The organism is Anaerocolumna sp., assembly GCF_032079385.1.
Classification (GTDB): domain Bacteria; phylum Bacillota; class Clostridia; order Lachnospirales; family Lachnospiraceae; genus Anaerocolumna.
This window is the reverse complement of sequence record NZ_DAMAUC010000002.1, coordinates 155,222-168,448: the sequence shown is the minus strand read 5'-3', so window position 1 is coordinate 168,448 and position 13,227 is coordinate 155,222. Positions and strand designations below refer to the sequence as shown.

Annotated in this window: 11 protein-coding genes; all 11 read left to right on the top strand. The window is 34.6% G+C overall.

The features are described from left to right. Positions 1–25: 25 nt before the first annotated feature. The 11 genes from RT261_RS02440 (at position 26) to scpB (ending at position 12,036) form a co-directional block, all read left to right on the top strand. The gene (locus RT261_RS02440) at positions 26–1,171 is read left to right on the top strand and encodes a BMP family lipoprotein (RefSeq protein ID WP_313128927.1); all 1,146 of its coding nucleotides are present in this window, start codon (positions 26–28) and stop codon (positions 1,169–1,171) included. A gap of 127 nt (positions 1,172–1,298) precedes the next feature. Then, on the top strand, positions 1,299–2,831 hold the full coding sequence (locus tag RT261_RS02435; protein ID WP_313128926.1) for an ABC transporter ATP-binding protein: 1,533 nt from the start codon (positions 1,299–1,301) through the stop codon (positions 2,829–2,831). Then, on the top strand, positions 2,824–4,149 hold the full coding sequence (locus tag RT261_RS02430) for an ABC transporter permease (protein ID WP_313128922.1): 1,326 nt from the start codon (positions 2,824–2,826) through the stop codon (positions 4,147–4,149). The genes RT261_RS02435 and RT261_RS02430 overlap by 8 nt, the downstream gene beginning before the upstream one ends. Beyond that, positions 4,149–5,108 (top strand): ABC transporter permease, encoded by a 960-nt coding sequence (locus RT261_RS02425; protein WP_313128919.1) that lies wholly within the window; start codon positions 4,149–4,151, stop codon positions 5,106–5,108. Before RT261_RS02430 ends, RT261_RS02425 begins: the two co-directional genes overlap by 1 nt. Positions 5,109–5,273: 165 nt before the next feature. Beyond that, positions 5,274–6,572: an amidohydrolase gene (locus RT261_RS02420; protein ID WP_313128917.1), complete on the top strand. Its 1,299-nt coding sequence runs from the start codon at positions 5,274–5,276 to the stop codon at positions 6,570–6,572. Between the two features lie 302 nt (positions 6,573–6,874). Beyond that, positions 6,875–7,447 (top strand): Ig-like domain-containing protein, encoded by a 573-nt coding sequence (locus tag RT261_RS02415; RefSeq protein WP_313128914.1) that lies wholly within the window; start codon positions 6,875–6,877, stop codon positions 7,445–7,447. A gap of 98 nt (positions 7,448–7,545) precedes the next feature. After that, the gene (locus tag RT261_RS02410) at positions 7,546–8,718 is read left to right on the top strand and encodes a D-alanyl-D-alanine carboxypeptidase family protein (RefSeq protein WP_313128911.1); all 1,173 of its coding nucleotides are present in this window, start codon (positions 7,546–7,548) and stop codon (positions 8,716–8,718) included. Positions 8,719–9,068: 350 nt separating this feature from the next. Next, positions 9,069–9,932, top strand: coding sequence for a metallophosphoesterase (locus RT261_RS02405; protein WP_313128910.1), 864 nt, complete (start codon positions 9,069–9,071; stop codon positions 9,930–9,932). Positions 9,933–9,958: 26 nt separating this feature from the next. After that, positions 9,959–10,564, top strand: coding sequence for a hypothetical protein (locus tag RT261_RS02400; RefSeq protein WP_313128907.1), 606 nt, complete (start codon positions 9,959–9,961; stop codon positions 10,562–10,564). 30 nt (positions 10,565–10,594) lie between these two features. Further along, the gene (locus RT261_RS02395) at positions 10,595–11,374 is read left to right on the top strand and encodes a segregation and condensation protein A (RefSeq protein WP_313128904.1); all 780 of its coding nucleotides are present in this window, start codon (positions 10,595–10,597) and stop codon (positions 11,372–11,374) included. 92 nt (positions 11,375–11,466) lie between these two features. Next, positions 11,467–12,036: an SMC-Scp complex subunit ScpB gene (gene scpB / locus RT261_RS02390; protein WP_313128901.1), complete on the top strand. Its 570-nt coding sequence runs from the start codon at positions 11,467–11,469 to the stop codon at positions 12,034–12,036. Positions 12,037–13,227 lie beyond the last annotated feature (1,191 nt).

Below are 13,227 nucleotides of genomic sequence, written 5' to 3'. Positions count from 1 at the left end.
TCAAACTAACAAATGGAGGTCATTTATGAAAAACAGAAAATTTTTAGCATTAGCATGTATTATGAGTCTTATGGTTGTCTTATTTACCGGATGCGGTAAAAAAGGAAATACTACAGAGGGAGGAAATCAAACAGGAAACAAGCTTAAAATAGCAATTGTAACCAGCCCATCCGGTGTAGATGATGGCTCTTTTAACCAAGATAATTATAATGGTATATTAAACTTTATAAAAAATAATCCTGATGCTACTGTGGAAACAGTTAAAGAACCAACTGGTGACCCAGCTGCAGCAGTACAAGCGGTTGCAGATATTGTTGCTGGCTATGATGTAATTGTTACTCCAGGTTTTCAATTTGCAGGAATTTCAACAATTGCCGGAGATAACCCAAATAGTAAATTTGTATTAATTGATTCTGACCCACAAGAAATTGATGGTGTTACAGAATTCGATAATATTTATGCTATGACTTTTGCAGAAGAAGAAAGTGGATTCTTTGCAGGAATGGCAGCTGCGTTAGAGACAAAAACAGGTAAAGTTGCAGTTGTTAATGGTGTAGCTTATCCTTCCAACGTTAACTACCAATATGGTTTTGAATCCGGTGTTAACTATGTTAATGCTATGTATGACAAGAAAGTTGAATTTGTAGAACTTCCAGCTTACGCAGGAACCGATGTAACCGGTGCAAATGTGGGTGGTAACTATGTTGGGTCCTTTGCAGATGAACCAACTGGTAAAGTTGTAGGTAATGCCTTAATTAATGAAGGTGTTGATATTATGTTTGTTGCAGCAGGTGGTTCCGGTAATGGTGTATTCACAGCTGCAAAAGAAGCTGAAGGAGTTAAAGTAATCGGCTGTGACGTTGACCAATATGATGATGGTAAAAACGGTTCCGAAAATGTAATATTAACTTCAGCATTAAAAGTTATGAATCTAAACGTAGAAAGAGCTCTAAATGCAGTAAAAGACGGTACATTTAAAGGACAGAATGTTCTTTTGAAAGCAGATACAGATTCAACAGGTTTTGTAAGTGCAGAAGGACGTCAACAGTTATCTAAAGACAGTATCACTAAAATGAATGAAGCCTATAAATTATTACAAGCTGGAGAAATTGTACCTGCGGCTAACTTTAATGGAATTTCATCCGACTCTTTCCCTGGTCTTCCGGAATAATTATAAAAATATTCCACATTGCCTTTAGCTAAAGTTGGGAAACAGAGAAAGTTTATCACTTAATATTGAGAAAATCAGTAACGAGTGATAAACTTTTTTTATTAAAATGAAGACAAGGAGAATAAAAATGTCCGAATATATTGTGGAAATGAAACATATTACGAAGAAATTTCCCGGTATTGTTGCCAATAATGATGTGACAATGCAGATTAAAAAGGGAGAAATCTTTGCATTATTAGGTGAAAATGGTGCCGGAAAATCTACCTTAATGAGTATGCTCTTTGGTATGTATGAACCTGATGAAGGCGAGATATTCATTCGGGGCGAAAAGGTTCATATTCATTCTCCAAACCATGCTACAAAGTTGAATATAGGTATGGTGCATCAGCATTTTAAATTAGTTCAAAATTATACGATTACAGAAAATATTATTCTTGGCATTGAACCAATCAAAAAATTAGCAGGTGTAATTCCATATGTAGATATTAAAAATGCCAATAAGAAAATAAGCCAATTATCAAAAGCCTATGGATTAGAAGTAGATCCAACGAAAAAGATTGAGGATATAAATGTTTCACTACAACAGCGGGTTGAAATCTTAAAAATGTTATACCGTGAAGCTGAAATTCTGATATTTGACGAGCCTACAGCTGTTCTGACACCTCAAGAAATTGACTTCTTACTGGATATTATTGAGAGCTTACGTGCCGGTGGAAAGACTATTATACTTATTACTCATAAACTGGAAGAAATTAAAAGAGTTGCTGACCGTTGTGCAATTTTATGCCGCGGAAAGTTAGTGGATGTATTGGATGTAAAGGAAACTTCCACTCAGAAGATGGCTAATTTAATGGTAGGTAGAGAGGTATCCTTTGAAACAACAAAAAAACCGCCGCATTTTAGAGATGTGGTATTAGAGGTAGAGCACTTGACTATAAAGAACCAGGATAACTTTGATGTGGTAAAAGATGTTTCCTTTACAATAAGGGGAGGCGAAGTATTTGCAATTGCCGGTGTATCCGGTAATGGTCAGGTGGAAGTTGCAGACGCAATAGCCGGACTTGCGAAAGTTAACAGCGGTTCAATTAAACTTAATAATACGGATATAACTAATTATAGTATAAGAAAGCGTACATTAGAAGGTATATCTTACATACCGGAAGATAGACAAGCTTATGGGCTGGTATTAGACTTTACCTTGGCTGAGAACATTGCTTTAAAAGATTACTATAAAGAACCATTCTGTAAGAATGGGGTACTGGATAAAGAAGAAATTATAGAATACGGAAATTCACTGATAGATAAATACGATATTAGAAGCGGACAAGGCTCTAAAACAATAGTTCGTTCCATGAGCGGCGGTAATCAGCAGAAAGCCATTATTGCCAGAGAGATTGAGTTGCAATCACCTTTGATGATTTTCGTACAGCCAACCAGAGGACTTGATATAGGAGCCATTGAGAATATCCATAACATGATTTTACAGGAACGTGATAATGGTAAGGCAATTCTTCTAATATCTTTGGAATTGGATGAAATCATGAATGTTGCAGATACCATTGGTGTTATCTACAATGGACAACTTCAAAAAATAGCAGATGCAAAAACACTGACCACCAAGGAAGTCGGAGAATTTATGATGGGGGTAAAGCATGAGTAAAACAAATTCTAAAAAACCCAGGAAAACAAATATCATATATAGAGCTTTTATAAGATGTATGGGAAATGAAAAATGGCAGCCTGTTTCTATTCCCTTATTCTCCATTTTATTAAGTTTAATTGCTGCATCCATCGTCATTTTACTAATTGGAAAGAATCCTCTCAGTGCTTTTTATAATCTGCTGCAAGGTGCAGGTGTACTGCCAAAACCGGTTTATGCAGGATATAAAAGTATGCTTACAGATTTATTAACTATGTTGAATTCCATGACACCAATGCTTTTTGCTGCATTAGCGGTAGCAGTAGCTCTTAAGGCAGGTCTTTTTAACATTGGTGTATCCGGACAGATGTTATTAGCCGGTTATGCGGCTACTGTTCTAGTTGGTTATAGTGAGCTGAATGGAATAATTGCAAAACCACTTGTACTAATTATCGGTATAGTAGTTGGCGCGATTTATGGCGGAATTGTGGGATGGTTAAAATACAAATTTAATATTAATGAAGTAGTATCCACTATTATGTTTAATTATATCGTACAATATGTGCTAAGTTTCTTTATTAATTCATATTACATTGATCCTGTTTCTAGACAATCAAAATATATAAGAAGTTCAGCACGATTAACTTTTATGAATGTGGAATTTGCAGGTCTTAAAATGGACTTGTCCATAGGTATTATTTTAGCTCTTATTACTGCATTTGCTATAAAATTTGTTGTAGATAAAACAAGAATTGGATATGAAATAAAAGCAGTAGGTGCTAATCCCAAAGCTGCAAAATATGCCGGCATCAATGTTGGCAAAAACATTGTATTAGCCATGGTCATATCAGGTGCTTTGGCAGGACTTGCCGGTGTCACTTATTATCTTGGTTATTTTGCTTCTATTCAACCAAAAGTATTAGCAAGTACAGGTTATGATGCCATTGCAGTTTCCTTATTGGGTAACGGAAACCCAATTGGAATTCTATTTTCCTCCTTTCTGATTTCGGTTATCGATAAGGGCAGTACCTATATGAGTTCTACCTCCGGAGTCAGACAAGAAATTGCTTCTGTTATTACAGGATTAATCCTTCTATTTAGTGCCTGCGGTACTTTTATTAAGTACAAGATTCAAAGAGGAAAAGAAAAGCACTTTGAAGAGGATAAAAAAATAGGAACAAGTTCTGTAACGGATACTACTGATGTAGAAAAACGTGAAAATCTCATAAAAGCAGTCGAAAAAGATAGTATGTTAGAGGAACCGGATGAAAGTAGAAGAAAAGACACACAAGCAAGTATTCTACAGGAAGAGAATGAGAGAAAGGAGAGTGAAAAATAATGGATACTATAATTATTGATGGCTTATCCTTTGCTTTACCTCTTTTTATTATGGCAATTGGTGGCATTTATAGTGAAAAGAGTGGAATTACCAATCTGGCAATTGAAGGTTTACAAGGTTTTGGTGCCTTTGTAGGAGCGTTGGCGGTTGTATTAATTTCTAAGTTTGCCAATGTGGAAGTACAATCTTTATTTTATGTAGCCTTAATCTTTTCTATGTTAGGTGGAATGGTTTATTCCATGCTTCATGCACTTTTATGTATTAACTTTAAAGCAAACCAGGTAATCAGTGGTGTTGTTATAAATATACTTGCTGCAGCATTAACGGTGTTCTTAACCACTCAGGTAAACAGTTTGATGTTTGGAGCAGTATCGGATAAATTCCAGCTAGGAGTCTCCAATCGTTTTACGATTCCTGTTTTATCAAGCATACCGGTTATAGGAGCTATGTTTAAATCAATCTATCCATTCGAAATAGCAATTCTAATAATTGCATTTATTGCATGGTATGTACTTTATAAAACAAGATATGGTTTACGGCTTCGAGCTTGTGGAGATAATCCTCATTCCGTAGATGCTGCAGGTGTAGAAGTATCTAAGATAAGATTTAAGGCGGTAATGGTATCTGGTGCTTTATCAGGACTTGGAGGTATATGCTTTGCTTATTCCATCTCCGCCAACTTCTCACCAAGTATTTATATGGGATATGGCTATCTTGCCATAGCAGCATTGATATTCGGCAATTGGAAGATACTCCCTACCCTAGGTGCCTGCTTACTATTTGGATTTGCAAAATCCGGCGGATATAAATTAGGGCAGGTATTAGAATTACCGAGTACTTTTTCTGATTTAATTATGATATTACCATACGTTTTAACACTATTGCTGCTTATCTTTTTCTCAAAGTCCAACCGTTCACCCAGAGCACTTGGAGAGATATATGATAAGGGTAAGAGATAATTAATGCTATCTAAATGTAATGAGGAATTTCAATCTTGCTTGCAAATTCAAGGTTTAATGAGTAAGATTAGGTGACATTAAAATAATTAGAAATTGAATATTTAATATAATGTACTTGCTTATTCTTAACAAAAGAAAAGGAAGTATATATTGAAAGGGGAAACCATGAATACTAGGTTTTATAATGCTAAAATTTTAACCATGGCAGGAAATTTTTCTATAACAGAAGGAGAACTCTGGATTGAAGGAAATCGTATCACATATGTAGGCGAATCAAAGAAGGAAAATGAAAAGATAACATTACCTTACTTTGACAGAGAAATAGATGTAAAAGGAAATCTGATAATGCCAGGGTTTAAAAATGCACATACCCATTCTGCTATGACTTTTTTAAGATCATATGCAGATGATCTGCCTTTGCTTGACTGGCTGCATAAGCAGATATTCCCCATGGAAGCAAAACTTACTGGTGAAGATATTTATCATCTTTCCAAACTGGCTATACTGGAATATTTAACAAGTGGTGTTACTGCTAATTTTGATATGTACTTTAGTCCGGAAGATGTTACGAGGGCTTCTACTGACATGGGATTTCGATCTGTATTATGTGCAGGAATCAGTGAATTCACAGGAAGTGCCGAAGAAAATCTGGAAAGTCTGGAAAATTGGTATAATAAATACAATCATCACCATGACCTGATTAGTTACTGCATTGGTTTTCATGGAGAATATACGGCAGAAAGACCTTTGTTAGAAGGGATTGCAGCTCTTTCCAGAAAATATGGAGCACCGGTATTCTCCCATAATTCAGAGACGAAAGCAGAAGTGGAGCAGTGTTTGAAGAAGAATGGGACAACACCCACTGTCTATTTGGATCAATTAGGGATGTTTGAGCATGGTGGTGGAGGATATCATTGTGTCCATATGACAGAGGCGGATTTGTCAGTATTTCAGAAACGTGGTTTAACTGCCGTAACCAATCCAGGCTCTAATTCCAAATTAGCCAGTGGAATCGCTCCAATAACAAAAATGCTGAATATGGGCATTAATATTGCAATCGGTACCGATGGCCCAGCTAGTAATAATGCTTTGGATATGTTCCGTGAGATATATCTGGTTACTGTATTACAAAAATTAAAAGAAGATGATGCAGCTGCGGCGCCAGCAAATCAAGTGTTATACATGGCCACCGCAGGAGGGGCAAAAGCCATGGGGTTGAAAGAGATGGATACCTTAGAAACCGGTAAAATAGCCGATTTAATTATCATTGATCTGCAACAGCCCAATATGCAGCCTATCAATAATATTACCAAAAATATAGTTTATAGCGGAAGCAAGCAGAATGTGAAGCTTACTATGGTAAATGGTAAGGTATTATATGAAGATAATCAATTCTATATTGGCGAAGACGTGGAAAATATCTATAAGAAAGCAAATGAGATTATAAATCGGATGAGACAGTGAATATAAATACGGATTGTTTTTAGTACTTTTTACAAAATATAAAGTTTTATTAAGAATAGGCGAAAATTGTAATTAATTTTATGATTCTTTGTCTATTTTTATTTTTAATACAATTAGGTTGAAATAAATTTTCTTTATATAAATTGGCAATTTATACGAAGTTAGAAATGCAGATTAAAATCTTCCCAAAATGCATATATATGTATTTTTTCGAAGGTTTTTTATTGCATTTCTAGCGTATATTAGTATGAAGATAGTTTTACATAAATAGAATATAGTAAATAAATAGAAGGAATGTTACTGTGAAGAAAAAAGGTTTTTTTCATTTGTTTGGATATAAGGGCGGTATTTCTATAGTTTATTATATTACTTTATTTGCCTTGCTTTGGTATTTGATCATCCCCCGTACTTCCTTGTTCTATAGGAATGATATAGAGACTCCATTAAGCGAAAGATTGCATGTGAAAGATATAGTAATGGTAAAGGGCGAAGCATTCAAGCTTTATGTGGTAGGAATTAATAAAAAGGTAAACTTTTCTTCAACGGATTTTAAAGTAGCAGATGTGAATATATTCGGAAAAGTATTTGCCTTTCGCCCCGGCACTACTATTATTCAAGCAAAACACGATGATGTAACTTTAAAATGTAGGGTAAGGGTCATTGATTTGAATAAAAGAAAGCTGACCCTAAAAAAAGGTGAGACTTACAAATTGAAAGTAAAAGGTCCTATATTTAGAGTAAAGTGGAAGAGTGCAAATAAAAAAATTGCTACGGTAAGCTGGACAGGTAAAGTAAAAGGAGTATCAAAAGGGACTACAAAAATTATTGCAGAATGCAGCGGTAAATCTTTGATATGTGAAGTGATTGTGAAATAAATCCTTCGGAATAGGTCTAAAATTGGTATAAGTTGATTAAAATAGTAGTAAGCTTGTGCAATTAGAAAAGGCGCAAAAGCGCCGGAATCGAGGTTAAAGTGAAGAGATTGTGCGCCCTATTTATAGGAATTATTTTACTAACGAATATTCGAATACCTATGAAAGTGTATGCAGAACCGGAAAATAACCCATTGGAAATCACATCGGATGCGGCAGTATTAATGGAAGGCTCCACAGGGCAGATTATTTACGACAAAAATAAAGATGAAAAGCTAAGACCAGCCAGTGTTACGAAAGTTATGACTTTATTATTGATCTTTGAGGCTATTGACAGCGGCAAGATAAAGCTAACGGATCAGGTGACTATTAGCGAACATGCTGCCTCTATGGGAGGATCCCAAGTATATCTTGAGCCATTTGAGACACAGGATGTGAATACATTAATAAAATGCATCAGTATTGCCAGCGCTAATGATGCAAGCGTTGCTATGGCCGAAATGCTTGCAGGTTCTGAGGAATCTTTTGTTGCTGTGATGAATGAAAGGGCAAAAGAATTAGGTATGCTAAATACTAATTTTGTAAATGCCTGCGGACTGGATGTAGATAATCATTATACAACGGCTTATGATATTGCTTTAATGTCCAGAGAGTTAATAACCAAACATCCTCAAATCAGCCAATATTCTACGGTTTGGATGGATACATTTGTACATACAACAAGAAAAGGTCAAACAGAATTTGGTCTGACTAATACCAATAAGCTAATCAAACAATACAATGGTATTACCGGACTAAAAACAGGCTCTACCGGTTTGGCAAAATATTGTTTATCTGCTACTGCAAAAAGAAATGATATGGACATGATAGCAGTTATTTTGGCAGCACCTTCTACCAAGGTTCGTTTTAGTGAAGCTGCTAAACTGCTAGATTATGGTTTCGCTAATTGCAGTATATTCAAGGATAAAAATGAAGACCTTGTTGTAAATCCAATACCAGTAAAACAAGGTATCGCTGATAGCGTAGGGTATCGGGCAAAGGATGAATTCTCCTATGTATGTTTAAAAGGTACCAATCCTGCTGATATTAAAAAAGAGATAACTCTTGCGGAAAATATTGTGGCACCTATTACAGAGAATTTTAAAGTGGGGGAAGTTACCTATACCTTGAATGGAAAGAAAATTGGAACTGTTGATATTGTGGCAGCAGAAACTGTTGAGAAAGCCAAATTTAAAGATTACTTTAACTTTGCTTTTAAAAAATTCTTGTTGTAGTGACTCTAGACCTGATGTAAAGACTGTGTTAAAATAGAACATACATGCTATTCATATACAAGAAGGGTTATTTTAATTACAATTATTTATAAAGTGTAATTGGAGCAAAACAATACAAGAGGTGTCATTATGAGCAAAATCACCCATGAATGTGAAACAGAACAAGGCTATATAAGGAGTGCATTCAGAAAAAAAGATAACTGTAATTCTGAACATAAATTCAGCACTTCTGAATTAGGATGAAGAATCTCTGTTGGGTCCGGCAGAGATTCTTCATAGTTCAGCTACGGAATACCTTTAGAATGATATTTGACTGGTTTGCAATGAGATATATAAGATAGGAGCGGTATATGCTTATTTTCTATGGATTTCTAGTTTTCGGTGTATTATTTTTAATCTATATGTATTTAGAGAATTTTAATTTGCAGGTTACCAATTATGCAATATCATCTAAGGGTATCCCCAATGCATTTGATGATGTTTCTTTTGTTGTGCTTGCAGATTTACATAATAATAGTTTTGGCAGAGACAATGAAAGGTTAATCAACAAAATTAATAAAGCCAACCCCAATTTTATTGTAATTGCGGGGGATTTAATTGTAGGAAAAGAACAGGGTGATTTTTCTGTTGCGTTATCCTTAATGGAGAAGCTTACAAAGCAGTATCCGGTTTATTATGGTTTTGGAAATCATGAACAAAGAGTGATGGAAGACGGAACTCACCATGATGAAAGCTTTAATTCCTATATCCGCAAACTAAAAGATATGGGGGTTCGAGTAATAAATAATGAGACTTGCACCATATATCGAAAAGAAAGCAAGATCAATATCACCTCTGTTGAAATCGGAAAAGAGTATTTTCAAAAGTTTAAGAAAACAAAGATGGAAACCGAATATTTGCAAAAATTAGTAGGAATTCCGGATAACAAATGTTATAATATATTGATTGCACATAATCCCATATACTTTAAAACTTACATCAATTGGGGTGCAGATTTAGTACTTTCCGGTCATTTACATGGTGGAATCGTACGATTACCATGGTTAGGCGGGGTAATATCACCCCAATATGAACTATTTCCTAAATACGATGCCGGAGAATTTCATGAAAATGGACAAACTATGTTAGTTTCCAGAGGGCTTGGAACCCACACTATAAAATTAAGAGCGTTTAACCGGCCTGAACTAATGGTTGTTACTTTAAAAAGGCCGTAAGTTTATAACGATTTATTGGAGGTCAAATGAAAACCCAACTAATTCGAATAGCAGCAGCTTTCATATCAGGCAGTTTAATTATGATCCTGCATGAATTTCCTAAGGCCATTCTTTTTTATATAATAAATCCTGCAAAGGATAAAAAAGATAAAAATATTATTTTTAAATTGCATCACTATATAGATCCTATTGGTATGATATTCTGTATTACCAGTATGGCAGGTTTCTCAAAACCTTATATGTACCGTATTAAGGATAAAAAGACGAATTTTATATTAGGTATTGCCGGCTTTATTAGTTTGGCATTGACTTTTATAGGCAGTTTTCTTATTTTGCGATTTGGAATTGGTATGAATCCTGATTTTACTTATGTGGAAAATATCAAAACGGCAGATTTAATTTTTCAATGTATTATGCTGTACATGGCTTTATTAAGCCTGAGCATGCTCCTAGTGAATTTGTTTCCTGTATCAACCTTTGACATGGGACTTTGCATTGCAGGAAAATCACCAAATAAATTTTTTTCCATTATTCGAAATGATTATGTGATTAAAATGATTTTATTCTTTGCTGTAATATTAAATATTATTGCGGAAATCAGTGCTACTATACTAAGCATGCTGTTAAGGTAGTGAATTTACAAACTCAAAGAGAGGATATGTATGAGTATTTCTATAAAACTGGAAGCATTTGAAGGTCCATTGGACTTATTGCTTCACCTCATTGATAAAAACAAAGTAAATATTTATGATATTCCTATTGGAGAAATTGCGGATCAGTACATGGAATATATTAATAACATGGAAGATAAAGATTTGGATGTTATGAGTGAATTCCTGGTAATGGCAGCAACTTTACTAAATATTAAATCCAAGATGCTGCTTCCAAAGGATGAAGCGAAAGAAGAGGAAGAGGATCCAAGACAGGAATTAGTAGAGCGTCTGTTGGAATATAAGATGTTTAAATACATATCCGGAGAACTTAAGGATAAAGAGGTAGACGCTGCAAAGGTATTCTTTAAAGAAAGTACTATTCCGGAAGAAATCAAAGGCTATAGGGAAGAAATTGATACGGAAAGTTTGTTAGCTGACTTAACCTTAGCTAAATTACATAAAATATTTGAATCTGTAGTAAAGAAACAGACGGATAAAATTGACCCAATCCGCAGCAAATTCGGAAGAATTGAAAGAGAAGAAATTAATTTAACAGCCAAATTAATGTCTATCCAAGCCTATGGTCTGAAACATAGGAAGTTCAGTTTCCGTAAACTTTTAGAAGCTCAGCCCACCAAAATGGAGATTATCGTAACCTTCTTAGGTGTTTTAGAGCTGATGAAAGTTGGACAAGTTGTAATTGAGCAAGACAATTTATTTGACGATATTACGGTTACATTTATAGGAGAAACAATTGAAGAACTTGATGATAGTATTGTTCTTGAATAGATATAATCAAAAGGTGCTTCCAGTTAGTTAGCTAATATAAATCATATCAGGCACCTAAGATAATACAGTTTTATGATATGTTGGAGGAAAGTATGGAACTTAAGAAAATAGAAGCAACCATTGAGGCTATCTTATTTACTATGGGTGAAGCGGTAGAAGTGGAGCGTATCGCAGCAGCCATAGCACATGATACAGATACTACCAAAAAAATTATTCGAAATATGATGGATCAATACGATTCCGAAGAAAGAGGCATTCAGATCATTGAACTGGATGGGGCGTTTCAAATGTGTACCAAACCGGAAATGTATGAATCCATTATTAAAATTACCCATATTCCTAAAAAGCATGTTTTAACGGATGTATTATTAGAAACTTTGTCTATCATTGCCTATAAACAGCCGATTACAAAACAGGAAATCGAAGCCATCCGGGGTGTAAAATCAGACCATGCCGTAAATAAATTAGTGGAATATAATCTGGTATGTGAAGCAGGCAGAATGGATGCGCCGGGAAGACCAATTTTATTCGGTACTACGGAAGAATTCCTTCGAAGCTTTGGTATTCAGTCCTTGCAGGATTTGCCGATAATCAATCCGGAAAAGGTGGAAGACTTTAAATTGGAGGCGGAGGAGGAAATTCAGTTAACGTTGGATATTTAGAATTAATTAATTAATGTACTACGTACGCTTTGCCAGATGGAGGGGATGGAGACCTTCATGAGTATGGGAGGCTGTGTGGTTCTTGTTCCGTAGGTAAATTCGATGGTTCTAATACGATAGTAATCGCTTAAAGCATATTTAAAAATTGCGAACTCGCCGGGTTATACCCGGCTCAAACATCACAATTTTTAAATATTGTCGCGATTCCTATCGTATAAGAACCATAACGAATTTCCCAAAGTCACAATAACCACACAGCCTCCCATACTCATGAAGGTCAAGTAAGTTTATGAAGGCAAAGCTGGTTGTGAATTTAAGCAGATTGCTAGAATTTTTCAGCTATTGAATCAGTTATCTTTAAAATAGACAATTATATTAAGAACGGAAATTTGTTCTAAGGAGAACTCCGTATCCAGTTCATAGGTCAATTTGTGCGGGCTTCATAAGCCCATTCATCATATTACTTTAACATTCTAAAGTTATCTGCGCCAATTTTGAAATTCGCCAATCCTAAATAATATTCCTCATGTAAAACGACTATCTCAATATTTGTGTTACGTAATTTTTTCTTTGTTTTACTTGTTTTTTATATGATAAAAGCCGATGGAAAAATAACAGAAACTCTAATTTCGAAACATCTATAAATAGTAGAAGTAACGCAACTATTTCTATCAATTCCTATCATCTCTATTTTAGATATTCTACTTTTTAATGCATCTAATAATATGGAATTATCAAAAATACTTGATTTACCTTTTCCTACAATAAAGATTAATAGAACAGATAAGTCTGCTGCAAAGTTTGAAACATAAGAATATACATCCTAATTTATTTATTGTGGCAGCTAAGATATCTGCACCTGGATATAAGGAAATATAAGAGCATACATCCTAATTTATCCTAGTGTTAACAAATAATATGATTTTTTTTGGATATAATATGAAATAAGTTTACAAAAATAGATATGAAATAAGGTCATTATTCTGCATTTTAAAAGAATAAGTGATGAGTAAATAAATTTTATATTAACGATAAGGTGATGATAGAATGAGTGTATTACATGATGAACAGAATAAAATTATAGCTCCCTTAACCAGGAACCTACAGGAAAATATTGATACGGTAGACGTTTTGTTTAAAGATTGTGCAGATGCTGTGAAACGAAAACTTACTGTGGGGGGTAAAAATAAA

Coding starts and splice junctions, on each gene's coding strand:
- RT261_RS02395 (WP_313128904.1), top strand. CDS start 10,595: ATGAGTATTTCTATAAAACTGGAAGCATTTGAAGGTCCATTGGACTTA.
- RT261_RS02440 (WP_313128927.1), top strand. CDS start 26: ATGAAAAACAGAAAATTTTTAGCATTAGCATGTATTATGAGTCTTATG.
- RT261_RS02430 (WP_313128922.1), top strand. CDS start 2,824: ATGAGTAAAACAAATTCTAAAAAACCCAGGAAAACAAATATCATATAT.
- RT261_RS02420 (WP_313128917.1), top strand. CDS start 5,274: ATGAATACTAGGTTTTATAATGCTAAAATTTTAACCATGGCAGGAAAT.
- scpB (WP_313128901.1), top strand. CDS start 11,467: ATGGAACTTAAGAAAATAGAAGCAACCATTGAGGCTATCTTATTTACT.
- RT261_RS02405 (WP_313128910.1), top strand. CDS start 9,069: ATGCTTATTTTCTATGGATTTCTAGTTTTCGGTGTATTATTTTTAATC.
- RT261_RS02400 (WP_313128907.1), top strand. CDS start 9,959: ATGAAAACCCAACTAATTCGAATAGCAGCAGCTTTCATATCAGGCAGT.
- RT261_RS02425 (WP_313128919.1), top strand. CDS start 4,149: ATGGATACTATAATTATTGATGGCTTATCCTTTGCTTTACCTCTTTTT.
- RT261_RS02435 (WP_313128926.1), top strand. CDS start 1,299: ATGTCCGAATATATTGTGGAAATGAAACATATTACGAAGAAATTTCCC.